12 protein-coding genes are annotated in these 16,704 nt (G+C 44.5%); 7 read left to right on the top strand and 5 right to left on the bottom strand.

Features of this window, described 5'->3' with window-relative positions:
* Window positions 1-58 precede the first annotated feature (58 nt).
* Window positions 59-1,225, top strand: a complete 1,167-nt coding sequence (locus tag ACWNM1_RS01915) for an SGNH/GDSL hydrolase family protein (protein ID WP_449599443.1) — start codon at window positions 59-61, stop codon at window positions 1,223-1,225.
* A gap of 99 nt (window positions 1,226-1,324) precedes the next feature.
* Here the strand turns inward: ACWNM1_RS01915 and ACWNM1_RS01920 are convergent, their stop codons facing one another.
* On the bottom strand, window positions 1,325-2,986 hold the full coding sequence (locus ACWNM1_RS01920) for a response regulator transcription factor (protein ID WP_449599445.1): 1,662 nt from the start codon (window positions 2,984-2,986) through the stop codon (window positions 1,325-1,327).
* Window positions 2,983-4,803 carry a cache domain-containing sensor histidine kinase gene (locus tag ACWNM1_RS01925; RefSeq protein ID WP_449599447.1) on the bottom strand — a complete coding sequence of 607 codons (1,821 nt, stop codon included), beginning with the start codon at window positions 4,801-4,803 and terminating at the stop codon, window positions 2,983-2,985. Before ACWNM1_RS01925 ends, ACWNM1_RS01920 begins: the two co-directional genes overlap by 4 nt.
* Before the next feature lie 136 nt (window positions 4,804-4,939).
* Here ACWNM1_RS01925 and ACWNM1_RS01930 point away from each other — a divergent pair, with 136 nt between their 5' ends.
* From ACWNM1_RS01930 to ACWNM1_RS01945, 4 genes are all read left to right on the top strand, one after another.
* Complete coding sequence (locus tag ACWNM1_RS01930; RefSeq protein WP_449599449.1) at window positions 4,940-5,821, top strand: carbohydrate ABC transporter permease; 882 nt, start codon at window positions 4,940-4,942, stop codon at window positions 5,819-5,821.
* Window positions 5,821-6,654, top strand: a complete 834-nt coding sequence (locus tag ACWNM1_RS01935; RefSeq protein WP_042185063.1) for a carbohydrate ABC transporter permease — start codon at window positions 5,821-5,823, stop codon at window positions 6,652-6,654. The genes ACWNM1_RS01930 and ACWNM1_RS01935 overlap by 1 nt, the downstream gene beginning before the upstream one ends.
* A 61-nt stretch (window positions 6,655-6,715) precedes the next feature.
* The gene (locus ACWNM1_RS01940; protein WP_449599451.1) at window positions 6,716-8,017 is read left to right on the top strand and encodes an ABC transporter substrate-binding protein; all 1,302 of its coding nucleotides are present in this window, start codon (window positions 6,716-6,718) and stop codon (window positions 8,015-8,017) included.
* A 131-nt stretch (window positions 8,018-8,148) separates the two neighbouring features.
* Window positions 8,149-10,140, top strand: coding sequence for a beta-galactosidase (locus ACWNM1_RS01945; protein WP_449599453.1), 1,992 nt, complete (start codon window positions 8,149-8,151; stop codon window positions 10,138-10,140).
* A gap of 562 nt (window positions 10,141-10,702) precedes the next feature.
* On the opposite strand, the gene ACWNM1_RS01950 is transcribed toward ACWNM1_RS01945, so the two are convergent.
* Window positions 10,703-11,536, bottom strand: coding sequence for an AraC family transcriptional regulator (locus ACWNM1_RS01950; RefSeq protein WP_076283846.1), 834 nt, complete (start codon window positions 11,534-11,536; stop codon window positions 10,703-10,705).
* A gap of 119 nt (window positions 11,537-11,655) precedes the next feature.
* Between ACWNM1_RS01950 and ACWNM1_RS01955 the strand changes: the two genes are divergently transcribed.
* The gene (locus ACWNM1_RS01955; protein ID WP_449599455.1) at window positions 11,656-13,686 is read left to right on the top strand and encodes a beta-galactosidase; all 2,031 of its coding nucleotides are present in this window, start codon (window positions 11,656-11,658) and stop codon (window positions 13,684-13,686) included.
* 125 nt (window positions 13,687-13,811) lie between these two features.
* On the opposite strand, the gene ACWNM1_RS01960 is transcribed toward ACWNM1_RS01955, so the two are convergent.
* The gene (locus ACWNM1_RS01960) at window positions 13,812-14,210 is read right to left on the bottom strand and encodes a hypothetical protein (protein WP_449599457.1); all 399 of its coding nucleotides are present in this window, start codon (window positions 14,208-14,210) and stop codon (window positions 13,812-13,814) included.
* Between the two features lie 306 nt (window positions 14,211-14,516).
* Between ACWNM1_RS01960 and ACWNM1_RS01965 the strand changes: the two genes are divergently transcribed.
* Window positions 14,517-15,074 carry a DUF1273 domain-containing protein gene (locus ACWNM1_RS01965; protein ID WP_042185074.1) on the top strand — a complete coding sequence of 186 codons (558 nt, stop codon included), beginning with the start codon at window positions 14,517-14,519 and terminating at the stop codon, window positions 15,072-15,074.
* Window positions 15,075-15,159: 85 nt separating this feature from the next.
* Here the strand turns inward: ACWNM1_RS01965 and ACWNM1_RS01970 are convergent, their stop codons facing one another.
* Window positions 15,160-16,617 carry an amidase family protein gene (locus tag ACWNM1_RS01970; protein WP_449599459.1) on the bottom strand — a complete coding sequence of 486 codons (1,458 nt, stop codon included), beginning with the start codon at window positions 16,615-16,617 and terminating at the stop codon, window positions 15,160-15,162.
* Between the last annotated feature and the right edge of the window lie 87 nt (window positions 16,618-16,704).

Raw genomic sequence — 16,704 nt, forward strand, 5'->3', positions numbered from 1 at the left:
CTTGGTTTATTGGAGAGGTTTTAGTGTTACAATCTTACTGAATAACGGGGGAAACATTATGAATGCTAATTTAACTAAGGGAAGTGGAGTATTGAACCAGACGGATTATACCTCAGCAACGGTTCTTTCAACCGCAGCGAATTTTATAATGAATAGGCAAGAACCGTTTACACATACCTTCAGGACATATATTCGTTTGAGGGAAAATGGTTCGTTGAAGCTAAAATTCTGGCATAGTAACGCGGTCGATTCTACATGGGATCAAGGGCAAGAAGCTGTAGGCAGTGAACCTGGAGGTGACTGGGTGATAGAGACAGCTTCTATCGCTGACGGTGGAACCGTACCAGACGGAACGATAACTGAAAATACACAGCATGCGCTTACCTTTGAGGGTAAAGCCTCAAAATCCGTTGCGGCTGGCGAATGTTTCTGGAGTGATGAGACGAGCATTGTTCTGCCGGAGGGTCATTACTTGGCGTTTACGTGGACGATTAAGACACTCACTGCAGGTAAATCGATTCCTTTCAATGTTGAAGGGATGCTGGTTTCAGCATATGACGCGCCCGGAAATCTTGCCGCACAACAATCAGCGGATGGTTTTACAGCGTCTGATAATCTTTTGGTACTGCCAAGCTTCATTGGGTATAAGAAATCTGTTACCAAGAAACTAGTATTCTTGGGGGATTCGATTACTCAAGGTGTGCGGACATTAAAGGATGAGTATGAATATTGGGTCGCGGGAATTGCGGAAGGCCTTGGCACGGATATTGGTGTATGGAATCTTGGCTCTGGCTGGGCTAGAGCTTATGATGTCGCCGCGGATGGTCCATGGCTAAACAAAACTAAGCAAAGTGATGAAGTGATGATCGTACTCGGAGTAAATGATATTGATATTGGTTGCCGTTCGGCGGACGAGCTTCTTGGTGACTTGCAGACCATTATTTCTAAGATCAAGGGGGCAAATGCTGAAGCTAATATTATTCTAAGTACGGTGCCACCGTTCAATTTTCAGGGTGAAAGAGAAGAAACTTGGCGCAAGGTGAATCGTGAGATTTTGTCTAATCCGCCTATAGGTGTGAGCCGGGTGTTTGATATAGCAAGCCTATTGTCATTGCCTGCACCAGACGATCACCGGATCAGACCAGAGTTTATGAGTGGAACAGACGACCCGCATCCGAACGGCATAGCCGGTAAGACGGTCGCAGATGCCTTTTTAAAAATATAAGAAAATATAAGTTTCACGCCATACATTATCTTTTTGTTTCTACGAGAAACGGTTGTCTTCCATAAAGGAGACAACCGTTTTCTCGTAGCGTGGTATTAATTAAATATTAAACTGGTTTCGATAGTCCTTGGGTGATACACCAACCTGTTTCTTGAATACCTTGCTAAAATACTTCACATCATGAAAACCCACCATTTCGGAAATTTGCGACAGCTTTAGACGTGGGTTCTGCATAAGCAATTTAGCTTTATCTATCCGGACGTTAACAATGAAATCGGAGAAATTAATGCCGTATTCCTGTTTGAATCGGCGTGAAATATATTCGCGGCTAACAAAGAACTTTCCGGCAATCTCCTGTAAGGATAGATCAGAGGCATAATTGAGTTCGATATATTTCACGATATCATGCATAGGATTGCTTTCTTTAGCTTGTTTAGCGGCTATCACTTTTGATATTCGCTCCATCAGATCAAATGACCAGTCACGCCAAGCAAATAAGGAGAACGAGTAACCATTCGTATAAGGAGCTGGGTGAAGCTGGTCGGCCTGTTCTAACTCGGCTAGTGCGCTATCGGCATCAGGACCTAACGTTTCCCGTACCAACTGGGAACGAAATAAGAGTGCATCATTCTTCCACGAGTTTAGAATCTCCGGTGTAACAATTCCGCATCGGCTAAGCTCGTCCACCCAGTGCTGTGCTGCCGCGGACAATACATCAGTGCTTCCGCTGATGACCGCCATTTTCCAATCTTCCTTCACATGTGCGAAGATCGTCGGTGATGCATGTCCTTGAATTTCTGTCTTTGCGGTTTCATTGCGCTCTTTAAACTCTTCGGAGGAAGTAGAAAAATGGCAGTAATCCTCATGAATTAATAAATTTCTACGCTGTAAGGCCTCAGCCACCTCTGCACGCTGATAAGATAATTGCTTAGGCAGGCTGCCGATGCAGCTAATTCCGAAATGCATTCGTACCTGCAAAGTAGAGTAGATACCCTGATTAATTCTCCCTATAAGCTCGACAACAGACGTTTGGATATCCCATAGAATGATGGCAATCTCCGAAGGACCTCCCCAGTAACGAAAAGCCACACCCTTATGCTGACCTTGCAAAAATTCATTACAAATATTGACGATAGCGTAGTTCAGGAGACCGGTGTCTCCTCCAAAACGGTTAAGTAGGAGATTATTTCCTGTATCTGTCTGCACCAGTATTAGGCGCGAAGAGAGGACGTTTTCCGGGATAATGCCATCGCTTCGCAATCTTCGAAGAGATAATTCCGAGTTGATCGGATCATCGATTAGCGCGGATAGCAGTTTTTCTCCGTAGATGGGCTTGAACTCATTAAGCTGAATGTTCTGCTTCTGTCGTTCTCTACGATCAGCTTCCTCTGAACGCCAAGCAGCCACTGCCTTAGCGATTGCTACATTGATTGCCTCCGCTTCAATGGGCTTAAGGATATAATCAATTCCACCATGACGAACAGTCTGGCGCACGAACTCGAAATCATTATGTCCGCTGACCACAATGAATTTGATGTTGCCGGCAAATTCGTTAACCCATGTCATTAATTCTACGCCATTACCGGATTCCATCATCATGTCCATAATGACTAAGGCTGGCTTCGCTTGCCGAATGATCTCAATAGCTTCATTTCCGTTTCCGGCTTCCAGAATTTCATCTATTTGATGTGCGTCCCAGTCGACAAGAAGTCTAACAGCTTTTCTAACTCTCGCCTCATCATCAACAATTAACGCCTTCATATCGTCTCACGCTCCGCTATAATGTCTATTTCCAGTCTTACCACCACTCCGCCTGCTCTGAGGTTGTCCACCGTCAAGATGGCGCTATCTCCGCATACGAGCTTGAGCCGAGCCAGAACGTTCGGCAGACCAATACCAGATCCTGTAGCTTCTTTGTCTTGCTCTGTATTTCTTAATAAATCTATATCTGTTCTAGTGGAATGTTGAAGCTTCTGCCGCAAAAGATCCAGTTTCGCTGAAGGGATAGCATTTCCGTTGTTTTGAATACAGATTTCCATTCGCATGTCGCCCAATTTGGCCGCGGTGATCTCAACAAATCCGTCTGAGCGGGAATGGTTAAAACCGTGTTTGAAATAGTTTTCTACAATAGGCTGCAGAATCATCTTAGGCATAAATGTCTCTAAAAGAGCTTCCTCCATATCGTAACGGAAACTGAATTTATTTTCAAAACGTTCCTTCTGTAGTTCGATGTAAGCTTTGACATGATCCAGTTCATCCTTAACCGTGACAATCTTCTCCTCATTGTACATGCTGTAGCGCATCATTTTCGCTAGTGCAGAAAGAAGAGAGTAGATTTGGGGTACTTTAAGCTCCAAGGCAAGCGTACCGATGATCTGCAAGGTATTGTTAAGGAAATGCGGGTTGATTTGCGCTTGCAAAGCCCGCAATTCATTCGTTTTATTAGTTAATTCCAGCTTGTATTCTCTCAGGATCAGATTGTTGATCGTATCCATCATACTGCGGAACCGTTCTGTAACGACACCGATCTCGTCTTTGCCCATGGGGCGGATATCGATATCAAGCTTCCCGGTCTGGACCTGATTCATATAGCGGGTCAACTGCTTAATCGGGGCGGTGATTCGAAAAGAGATTAGGATCGTTAACGTTGTAATTGTAATCAGCAGCAGGACCATCAGTGCTATATTGATCGTTGCCGCCTCATTGGCTTCTCGGAAAAGATAAGATACGGGAATCTGCTTCACCAGCGTCCAATTTAACCCTGGGCCTTCTATATTCTGGTAAATAAACATAGCTTTGTCCTCTTCAAAGTATCCTTGTGAGTTTTGCTTGTCCCTGATATTCGTATCGTACCAAGCTGTATTCAGTTTCTTGCCGTATTCTTCACTATTGTCCCCGTAGACAATGTTTCCGTTGCCATCCAGCAGCCAGATTTTCTCCTGCTTCTGATCATATAACTGACTGATGATGTCGGTTAGAGCCGTCAGCTTGACATCAATCGACAGGTAGCCAAGCGCTTTTGTGGTAGGGACTCTTTCGATTCTTCTGTGTAAGGTAAACACTGGCTCCGGTATAAATTGCGGGATCGGTGCCGTTAGGCCGTAGCTATGACTTAAATGCGTACTCTGTAAGGATACCGCAGAATCGGTAGTGATCTTGGAGTCAGAATAAGGTGGAACACCCTGCCAACGTTTCGGTGTATTTTGGGTGAGCAGAGTGGCTTTGCTGTCCTTGACACCGTATAAATAGACCTGAGATATGTCAGGCATAGATGATGAAATGTAATTTAGAGAAGAATAAATTCGTGCATTTGCTAGCATATCCTCGTATCCAGCTTCGAGAGATCTGTAGAATTCTGAATCTGAATAGACGATAAGGGAGAGTCGATTGATTTCCTGAATCAGACTTTCAATGTTTCTAGTACCTTGAAAGAGAAGGTTCGTATTCTCATCTACTGCTCTTGTTCTTAAGGATTGAGTACTAAAGTGGTAGCTTATAAACATCGTGGCCATAATACAAATTAGTGTTGGAAGTAGGATGAAAATGATCATTTTTGTGCGAATCGTGTTCCATTTCATCGAAATTTGTCACATCCGATCAATATTTTACACCTGAAAGATCACTTCCGTAGGTGTGAGGTGCGCTCAAAAAAACAGATAATATGTGTATAAAGCATAAACAAGTAAGTGAGCAAAAGAAAGGGGGGGACAATAAATGCGCGGCACTAAGTTGTCCCAGTTAGGTCAACAGGTATTCTTCGTTGGTCCTGCAGTTTTGTTTTTTACCTTAATAACGATTATCCCATTTATCATGGGGATGTATTACTCCTTCACAGACTGGAACGGTGTATCCGGTAATGTAAGTTGGGTCGGATTTCAAAACTTCTCCACTATATTTACGAATGACCCCGACTTCTGGTCTTCCTTTTGGTTTACAGTAAGATTTACTGTGTTAGGTGTAATTTTGACTAATGTGGTAGGGTTTTTCCTAGCTTATCTGTTAACGAAACCATTAAAGACACGTAACATGCTTCGGACGATCTTCTTTATGCCGAACGTTATTGGGGGATTGTTGCTCGGGTTCATCTGGCAATTTATCTTCATCAAAGGGTTCGCAACAATGGGAGAACTCACAGGCTGGTCGTTCTTTAATCTTCCTTGGCTGGGTGATGCAACAACCGGCTTCTGGGCGATTGTAATGGTTTTTGTTTGGCAGTCTTCCGGTTATCTGATGGTTATCTACATCGCTTCTCTCAGTAACGTATCGAAAGAAGTCCTGGAAGCGGCTGATATTGATGGTGCCTCCCGTTGGCAGGTACTAGGCAACATTGTAGTTCCATTAATAATGCCTGCTGTAACTATTGGTTTGTTCTTGGCCATTTCTTGGTCCTTCAAAATGTTCGACCTTAACCTTTCCTTAACGAAAGGTGGACCGTTCAAATCTACTGAATCGGTTGCTATGAATATTTACAATGAAGCCTTCCTGAACAATCGTTACGGTCTGGGTACTGCTAAAGCGCTGCTGTTCTTCGTTATCGTGGCGATTATCACCCTGATTCAAGTCCGTATTACGAAGAGCAAGGAGGTAGAAGCTTAATGAACGCCAAGACAAAAAGCAGATGGAATATCGGCGTGGAAGTGTTGATGATTCTTCTGGCCCTGCTCTTTCTTTCTCCATTTTATTTCTTGCTAGCAAACTCAGTGAAATCCTTCGGTGAAATTCTGAGTGATGCTGCAAGCTGGCCACAGACATTTATGTGGTCGAACTATACAAGTGCTTGGAAATTGGCACGTTTCGGTGAAGCTTTCCGGAATTCGGTTATCATAACTGTTATCAGTGTTATTCTAATCTCTCTGTTTAGTGCGATGGCTTCTTATCGTATGGTTCGGGCAAATACGAAATTTAATCAGTTTTTGTTACTGTTGTTCGTAGCTGCAATGGTTGTTCCGTTTCAAACGATCATGATTCCAATCTTGAAAGTTGTAAATGTAATGGGAGTAAACAACTCCTTCCTGGGTTTGATTATCACGAATCTAGGGATCAGTGTTCCAATGGCAATCTTTCTATTCCACGGCTTTATCAAGTCCGTTCCGCTTGAAATTGAAGAGGCGGCTACAGTTGATGGATGTAATCCAATTACCGTATTCTTCCGTATAGTACTTCCTTTGCTGAAGCCAATGGTAATGACAACGATCGTGCTTAATGCACTTGGGATATGGAATGACTATCTGCTGCCTTCCTTGATTCTTCAGGCACCAGAACTTCGGACCATTCCACTGGCGACCTTCTCCTTCTTTGGTCAATACACCAAACAATGGGATATGGCGCTTCCGGCTCTCGTAATCGGGATTGCTCCAATTATCATCTTCTATCTGTTCATGCAGCGTTACATTGTTGAGGGAATAGCGGCTGGCTCGGTGAAAGGTTAACACCGAGCCCTCCGTTCCAAATATTTCATAAGTAGTCCACTATCTTAAGGGGGAAAATATAATGAATAAGAAACGCTCGGCAGTTGCACTTTCGGCAGTAATGGCTATGAGTTTAGCATTAACAGCATGCGGTGGAGGCAATAACGCTTCTAGTAACTCACAAAATGGAAGCGCTGGCACAGATAAAGGTGAAGTAAAGACGGTTAAGATCTTTCAATTCAAAACTGAAATCGTTGAAGGTCTTAATGAGCTTAAGGTTGAATTTGAAAAAGAACACCCTAACATTAAGCTGGATATTCAAACCGTTGGTGGTGGTGCCGATTACGCTGCAGCACTGAAGACTAAGTTTGCTTCCGGCGACGCGCCTGACATTTTCTCAAATGGCGGATATGCTGAAATGGAGCTTTGGGGAGATAAGATGGAAGATCTGTCCGATCAACCTTGGGTGAAAGATCTGATTCCTATGGCAGCAGAGCCAATGACTAAAGACGGTAAAGTGTACGGTATGCCAATGAACCTTGAAGGAATTGGTTTTGTATATAACAAAGACCTGTTCGAAAAAGCAGGCATCACTGAGACTCCTAAAACATTGTCACAACTAGAAGATGCAGCTAAGAAATTGCAAGCGATTGGCGTAACTCCTTTTGGTAATGCGTATCAAGAATGGTGGCTCCTTGGTAACCAAGGGATCAGCGTAGCATTTGCTCAACAAGATGATGTAAATGGCTTCATTAAGAGCTTGAATGAGGGTACGGGTACAATCGTAGGTAACAAAGTATTTGAAGATTGGAGCAACTTGCTCAACTTGACTTTGAAATACGGACAAAAAAATCCGTTGACTACGGACGCTAACACTCACTTGGCTATGTTTGCTAAAGGTGAAACTGCAATGATGCAAGAAGGTAACTGGGCACAAACCCTTGTTGATAACATTACACCTGACATGAACATCGGTATGTTCCCTATGCCAATCAATGAAGATGCTGCAAAGAATGACAAAATGACTGTAGGTATTCCTGCAAATCTTGTTATCAACAAAGATTCCGGATCTAAAGAAGAAGCTAAAACATTCTTGAACTGGTTGGTAACTTCAGATATGGGTAAAGAGTACATCGTTAAAAAATGGAAATTCATCCCTGCTTTGTCCACCATCGAGGCAACTCCTGAAGATATTGGTAAGCTTGGATCTGACGTTTGGAACTATGTAAAAGAAGACAAAGTGTATGGTTTGCAATCCTCTAAATTCCCTGATGGTGTAACTCAAGAATTTGCTAGTGTGATTCAACAGATGATTGCTGGCAAGGTTGATGTAAATGGCTGGATGACAGGCATGCAAGCAGCTTGGGACAAGCTTAAGAAATAAGTGAAGCTCGTTCATAAAGAAGATTAAAAATGGATTAGTGGTTAACAAAGGCGTTCTCCGTACACCTCATCATTATGAGACGGGGAGCGCCTTTTATTTTGATGATAACAAGATAGGGGGAGAGGGCGCCGATGAAACGATATGATCTTATTCAGATAGGTGTGGACTATTACCCGGAGCATTGGGAAGAATCCATGTGGGAACCAGATATCAAATTAATGAAGGAAACAGGTGTCAAGGTAGTTCGAGTCGCCGAGTTTGCATGGAGCCGGTTAGAGATAGCGGAGGGCAATTACCAGTTCGGTTGGCTGGACCGCGCGCTGGATCTTTTTCATAAGTATGGATTACAGGTTGTGATTGGTACGCCCACAGCTACACCTCCTAGATGGTTAACTACGAAATTTCCGGACGTGCTGCCGCTATTTGCGAAGGGAGAGACCTTTCATCCGGGGGTACGCGGACATCGCTGCTATAATAGTACATCTTTGCGCGAATACGGAAGCCGTATCATCCAGCGTCTTGCGGAGCATTATAGTGAGCATCCGGCCGTAATTGGTTGGCAGACGGATAATGAATTCAGCATGCTAGATTGCCATTGTGAGGGTTGCAATATTGCGTTTCGGTCTTGGGTAAAAGCCAAATATGGCAACCTTGAGCGAGTGAATACAGAGTGGGGAACGGTTGTATGGAGTGGGGAATACAGCGATTGGAATGAGCTTACCGTTCCGCTGGGCGGATCACCACATCAAAATCCATCATTCCTGCTAGATTATCAGCGGTTTCAGTGGGATTCGGTGGTAGCATTCCAGAAGACCCAGATTGATATCTTGCGGTCTGTTTGTCCGCAGCATTTGATCACTCATAACTTTCATAGCTATCCACAGCGTCTGGATATGTACGCAGTCGGTGCTGATCTGGATGTCGCTGCATTTGACTATTATCCGAATACTTCTCCAACTAAACAAGCGACAACACCATATAGCGGAGCACTTTCATTAGATGTAACCCGTGGTATTAAACGTCAAAACTTTTGGATCATGGAGCAGCTAAGTGGTTCACCAGGTTGTTGGATGCCGATGTGGAGAACGCCGTATCCTGGGATGATTCGTACTTATGCGTGGCAGACGATAGCCAGAGGTGCGGATACCGTCGTTCATTTCCGCTGGCGTAGTGCAGTCGCGGGAGCAGAGCAATTCTGGCACGGACTGATTGATCACAGCAATGTCCCAGGACGCAGGTTTGCGGAGTTCACTCAGTTATGCTATGAGGTTAATACACTCGGGGAGAAGCTGACTGGAACGACGCTAAAGAATGAAGTAGCTATACTCCATTCTCATGAAGAGAAAGCCGCTCTGGATATTCAGCCTCAGGCTGAAGGATTCGATTATTATGAGAATATTAAACAGATACACCGTGCGGTGACGAAGCTCGGTATGGGTTGCGATGTTATCGATCTTAGACAATCGCTGGATGGTTATAAAGTAGTGATTGCTCCGAATTTATATTTGCTGGATGAGGAGATCGTACGTAGTTTAGAGGATTTTGCACTAGCTGGCGGAACTTTGCTTATTACCAATCGAAGTGGCGTGAAAACTACAAATAACATCGCAGTCATGCAGCCACTTCCGGGGCTACTGAGCTATTGCACAGGGGTTGAAGTGCTGGAGTATGATCCAATAGGTGCTGAAACCCATAAGGTCGTTGATGCTGAGGGGAACCAATATGAATGCACGCAGTGGTGCGACATCCTGAGACCTGTTGTGGCATGGCCGATTGCGTGGTATGGCGATGATTTCTATAGTGGAACGCCGGCTGTAACCGTCAATGCTTTTGGAAAGGGTCAGGTTTATTACTTTGGGACTCATATGGAAGAGAGATTCTGGTCAGTTTTATTGGAGCGCCTTTCTAAACAGCAGGGGCTGTTTAGATTGGAGGGATTGCCGGATGGAGTACAGGCCTCTGTGCGTTCGGGAGATCAAGGAAGCTTCTTATTCTTGCTTAATTTGAGCCGGGAGTCTGTGACGATCCCGTTGCCACAGGCGTATAACAGTCTGCTGAATCAATCGATTTGTTCAGGAGAGCTGCAGCTTGAGCCGTATGGTGTGGAAATTCTGGAGATGTAAAAGATTCTAAGTAATTGCTGATGGGGAGAGGGCTTTATCTCCTTAGGGGTTAACCCTTGTGATTGACATTGAGATTGAGATGAGATTGAGATTTGTGATTGCACTCTGTGCAATAGAATTCTCGAAATGAGACAAAAAGGCAAATTCTATTGCACGAAGTGCAATTAAATGTACTCCTTGGGCCGGGAGAGCTGTCGAGACAAGCCAGTTAGTGGAGTGAAGAATGCTGCGTTTGGAGTGGAGGGTGAGTTTGTACGGTGCGGAATAGCTGCACTTTCTACACTTATTTTGTGCTCTCGGGCTATGAAATGGTTTTAGTTGTATTCTGTGCAGCTATAATGCGAAATATCGCGGTTCACAGCCCAATGCTGAGAATATAACTGCACAGAATACACTTATATGGATATTTTGTGCTGAACAGACTGATTTAAGTGTACAAAATGCAGTGACTCTGACACACATGCCATACTAATGAGATCTACACAGCGATGAACTCTGTCATACGAAACCATATGTAGCATTTCACTACTCAGGAGGCGATTAAGCTGTACACCTTAGAGTATTAGTGAAGTCGTCTAAACTGCTCCGGTGTAGTCCCTGACTGCTTGCGAAAGGTGGCAACATAATGGCTAACATCACGGAAGCCTACTCTCTGCGAGATGATTTTTACAGTAAGATCCGGCTGGCTTACGAGCATTTCTTTGCTTTTACGGATACGTAGCCGTACGAAATAGGCATAAGGAGATAGCCCAAAGGTTTGTATGAATAGATTGTTGAGATATCGCCCTGAGACGCCGAGCTGATCGGCTAGATCGTTAAGTCCGAGATCAGGATCACCATAATGGCTGTCCATCCATTTCAGAAGCGGCTGCAGCTTATCCACATTGCGGGATATCGTTGTGTTGTTATGTAGTTGCCCATATTTGCTTAAAGTAAGCAGAAAGCGATAAGCATCGGTGGAGGCAGTCAGACCAAACATGTCCTGTGAGGCATCATATTGATCAAGTATTTCTCTTAGCAGCTTGGAGAGAGGCGCCTCTTTTTCCCAGCGGTAAAAAGAATTCATATTCATCCCCAGCGTCTCCAAAATAGACCCTGCAGAGCTGCCTCCGAACGTTAAATAAGAGGTGCTCCAGTTAGCAGCCGAAGCTTCATAGCGATGTGGAGTATAGGGGAGAAGTAATACACCACTGCCTGCGGGAAGGGAGAAGCTTTTATTCTCAAAATGAATCACCCCTTCACCAGACGCCGTTTGGAGCCAATGATAGGTTTCGTAGCCATCTAAGCGGGATACTTTTTCCTGTTGATGATTGTGACCGATACTATCTAATGTGATAGGTAGATCCTGTCCACCCTCATGGGGGAACACAATTCTACGATGCACGATTCCCTTCAATGACTCCATCTCCTCTTAGTTCCATATTCTTATATGCTGGGAAGATTATTTTATATTTATAGCGTCAGGTTAACCGATTACAATATATATATAATTATACTATAAAGGATGTGCGAAGTGTGATTAACGATAAATTACCTAAGATTTGGTACGGTGGAGATTACAATCCAGAGCAATGGGATGCGCCTGTATGGGCAGAGGATGAGCGTATGTTTAAGCTGGCAGGAATTGATGTTGCCACAATTAATGTATTTTCTTGGGCGCTGATCCAACCTTCCGAAGACATCTATGATTTCTCATCACTAGATGAATTAATGGATAGACTATATAAAAATGGAACTTACGTATGTCTGGCAACAGGTACAGGAGCACACCCAGCTTGGATGGCTCATCGTTATCCTGAAGTTACTCGTGTTGATGTGAAGGGCAGAAAACGCAAGTTCGGTGGACGTCATAATTCGAATCCAAACAGTCCGGTTTACCGCAAGTTTGCAGCGAAGCTGGCAGGAAAGCTGGCTGAGCGTTATAAGGATCATCCGGCGCTTGTAGCTTGGCACATTTCGAATGAGTTCAGTAACTATGATTATTCTGATTTATCTGAAGCGGCGTTCCGTGTCTGGTTGAAGGATCGTTATGGTTCTCTGGATGCATTAAACAAAGCGTGGAATACACGTTTTTGGGGACATACGTTTTATGATTGGGAAGAAATTGTACTGCCTAGTGAGCTGAGTGAAGAATGGGATGGCAACCGTACCAACTTCCAAGGCATTTCATTAGATTTCCGTAGATTTATGTCTCATAGCTTGCTGGAATGCTACAAAATTGAGAGCGATGCGATTAAGGAGCACAGTCCTAACGTACCTGTTACCACTAACTTGATGGGCTTTTATGATGAATTGGACTATTTTGAGTGGGCTAAACATATGGATGTCATTTCTTGGGATAACTATCCTTCACTCGATACTCCGGTCAGCTTTACAGCCATGGCGCATGATCTCATGCGTGGATTGAAGAATGGACAACCTTTCATGCTGATGGAGCAAACGCCAAGCCAGCAGAACTGGCAGCCCTATAACTCTTTGAAACGTCCAGGGGTTATGCGCTTGTGGAGTTATCAGGCTGTTGCGCGTGGTGCAGACACTGTTCTGTTCTTCCAGCTGCGTCGTTCGATTGGTGCATGTGAGAAGTATCATGGAGCTGTTATTGAGCATGTGGGACATGAGCATACGCGTGTATTCCGTGAATGCGCTGAACTAGGTAAAGAGCTGGGACAGCTTGGAGATCAGCTATTGGATGCGCGTAGTGCAGCTAAAGTAGGGATTATTTATGACTGGGAAAACCGCTGGGCTATCAACCTTTCAAGCGGACCATCCGTAGCTTTGGATTATGTGAATGAGATTCATAAATATTATGATGCACTCTACCAACAAAATATCGAAGCCGATATGATCGGTGTAGAAGAGAATCTGTTCAAATATGAGATTGTAATCGCACCTGTGATGTATATGGTTAAGCCGGGTTTTGCTGAGAAGGTTGAAGCTTTTGTAAAAGCAGGCGGTACATTCATTACGACTTATTTCAGCGGAATTGTTAATGAGAACGACCTCGTAACCGTAGGTGGCTACCCTGGGGAACTGCGCAACGTACTCGGGATCTGGGCTGAGGAAATTGATGCGCTGCTGCCAGGGATGAGCAATGAGATTGTGATGGACAAAGCGTGGGGTAATTTGAGTGGTTCTTACAAATGTGATCTGCTCTGCGATCTGATTCATGCCGAAGGCGCTGAGGTTTTGGCAGAGTACGGATCTGATTTCTATAAAGGAATGCCAGCCTTGACTGTGAATAACTTTGGTGAAGGTAAAGCGTATTACGTGGCTACCAGCCCAGAAGCGGGATTCTTGAAAGGATTCTTAGCCAATCTGTGTGCCGACAAGAACATTCAACCGCTAGTAACTGCACCGGAAGGTATCGAATCTGTGCAACGTGTGAAGGAAGGCGTATCCTACCTATTCTTGCTGAACCACACCACTGGTGATTTGAGTGCGGATATTGGTGCTACTGAGCGTACGGATCTTCTGACTGGCAATAAGGTTAGCGGTTCTGCTGTTGTGCCAGCCCGTGGAGTATTGATTTTGTCGGATAAGAACTAATTCGTAGTATATATAAAAAGATCTCCAGGGAACCAGATTGTCCCCGGAGATCTTTTTTTTGTGGTGCAGCATATCATTAGCTGCTGCTCGTGCTGTCATCTGGAGTAGCTCCACCCGGATTGCCATTACTTAATGTAATGCTCTCCGCCACCTTCCGGCATTTCCCCTTGTGGCATCCCACCCTCGGGCGCAGCGCCATTTCCTGTACTTTGATCGCCATCAGGTCTTTCTGGTGGGGTACCGCCTTGACTGTTCTGCCCGTCACCTTCTCCAGCACCTTGTCGGGGCATAGACATGTCCGATTTATAGATGGTAAGGGTAGTATCGCTTACACTCTTAATCTTACCGAAATTCATGGACATATTAGGTCCGCCATTCTGTTGATCGCCGTTTGCTTGTGGCTGCTGTGCTGATGAACTATCAGACTGCGCAGAATCTGTTTTCTCAGAATCCGAGCTGCAGCCGGCTAACAATAGAGAAGCAAGAAGGCTTCCTGAGATCATAAAAGGGATGAATCTCCTCATTTTTTCTCCTCCTAAAAGTTTTGTAAGGCTTGCTACTTCGAATTACTTCGTACAAAACTAGCTTCGAAAGCATAAACCTAAGTTTTGTAAGGCTTGCTACTTCGAATTACTTCGTACAAAACTAGCTTCGAAAGCGCAAACCTAAGTCGTTTAAAAAATGGTTTAGAAGAAATATAACAAACGGTTCTGAAAGATTGCTTAATATTAGCTGAAAGTTTGCCTAAAGAAATGAAGTGTGCAAATGTTATATAATGAACAAATATGTAGATTTAAAGGATAAGCCAACGACCAGGAAAGAGGCAGCACATGAAGACTTTACTAGTAACGGGGTATCGTGCGCACGAGCTCGGTATTTTTGACAATAAGCATCTAGGGATTCCTTATATCAAAAAGGCGCTAGCTAACCGATTAAAACCTTTGATTGAAGAAGGCGTGGAATGGGTGATTACGCCCGGTCAGTATGGTGTGGATCTGTGGGCATGCGAAGTGGTGAGCGAACTTAAGCTGCAATATCCGGACTTAAAGCTTGGGATCATTACAGCGCATACTGGACAAGAAGAGAAATGGAAAGAAGAAAAGCAGAACGAGTATCGGCGTATTATTGCGGGTGCGGATTTCTTCGGGGCGGTCAGTAATGCTCCTTATGACGGTAGCTGGCAGTTTCGGGCTAGAGACGATTTATTGTTCCGCAAAAGTGACGGAATATTGCTCTTTTATGATGAGGATGCGGCGGAGGGGAGTCCGAAGTTTTTTAAAGAGCGGGCGCTGAAGCTGCATGCTGAAGGAGAGTATGAGTTGTTTCTAATTCACTCTGATGAAATTCAGAATATTGCCGATGAAGAGAATCAACGTGACTATGAGTAAGTATATGTAGATTTTGGAAAAGTAAAGGCCCGTAAACAGTGAATGAGACCATCAACGTTTACGGGCTTTTTGATATAAGAATTGATCAGATAAAACTCTTTAGTGATGGTGCTTTTCGCACCTTGTAGTTTTGTTCATAAGCATAGGCGAGCTTGATGAGTGTAGGCTCCTGATAAGCTTTCGCTGAGAAAGTTACACCGAAGGGGGCGCCGGCTGATGTATAACCGGAAGGCACAACGATGGACGGATATCCTGCTCTGGAGGTAATTCTGGCGCCGAAATCGGCGGGGAACAGCAGGGCATCCAGATTGTGCTCCTTCATGGTGGCGTCGATGCCTTCTTCCTTACATAGTTTTAGGTCAGTCGCACGGTGCAGCAAATACTTTGTTTCAGTTTGTGTGCCGGAAGAGGTATATTCCGCATCTATTAACGTAGCTTGACCATATCTTAAAGTCTCCACAGGATGTGCATGGTTAAAATCTATAATATCCTTTAAGGTTCGCATCGGTGCCCCAGGGCCCAAACGAGATAAATAAGCGTTCAAAGCTGTTTTGAATTCATTCAATACCACAGAAGAATAACTAATTTCCCGGGCGGTCTTAATATCTGCTGGATCAATAATAGTAGCTCCAAGCTCTCTCATTCTATCTACAGAAGCATTGAAGAGTGCAAGTTGTTCTTCTGTCAGCTCCTCGAAATAATAATCACGCGGGATACCTATTCGGGCGCCTTGCAAGCCATTCTCGTCAAGGAATACAGTGTAATCCTTGTGGGTTCTACCTATATTCGTTCCCATTGCTGCATCTTGAGTATCATTGCCGAGCATTGCGTTTAGCAGCAGAACGGCATCACGGACGGTTCTGGCCATAGGGCCAGCAGTATCTTGTGTGTTGGATAGCGGAAGGATTCCCGAACGGCTGAGCAGTCCAACGGTTGGCTTAATGCCAATAATGGAGCCCAAGTTACCGGGGTTAAGGATCGATCCCGAGGTTTCTGTGCCGACAGAGACTGTACAAAAGTTACAAGCGACAGCTACCGCAGAACCAGCACTGGAGCCACCTGTTGGTGTAGATATATTGTAGGGGTTAAGGACTTGTCCGCCGCGGGAGCTGTAGCCGGAGGGCATACCGGTTGTCATAAAATTGGCGAATTCGGTCATATTGGCTTTACCCATAATGATTGCTCCGGCTTCACGCAGTTGGGTAACTATAAACGCATCTTCCCCGGCAAAAGAATTCGCCAAAGCCAGCGAGCCAGCGCTAGTATGCATTTTATCCCCGGTATTGATGTTATCCTTCAATAACACAGGTATGCCGTGCAGGGGTCCCCGGGAGCCGTTGATCGTACGTTCAACATCTAGAGATTCTGCGATAAATAATGCATCAGGATTGATCTCCAGCACAGAGTTAATCGTCAGGCCATTTTTGTCATGATCAGCTATGCGTTCATAATACATGAGAACTAGTTGTTTTGACGTAAGTTCTCCGGCTTCTAATGCTGCTTGGATCTCCGGTATAGTGGCTTCTACGATTTCAAAACTCATGTGCGTTCACGCTTCTTTCCCTTTAGGATATAGCTTCTCCTTCATCTAACCATAATTTGGGTTTTAGTGGTAGTATTCTTTTTATCC

Source organism: Paenibacillus sp. Marseille-Q9583 (assembly GCF_976954365.1).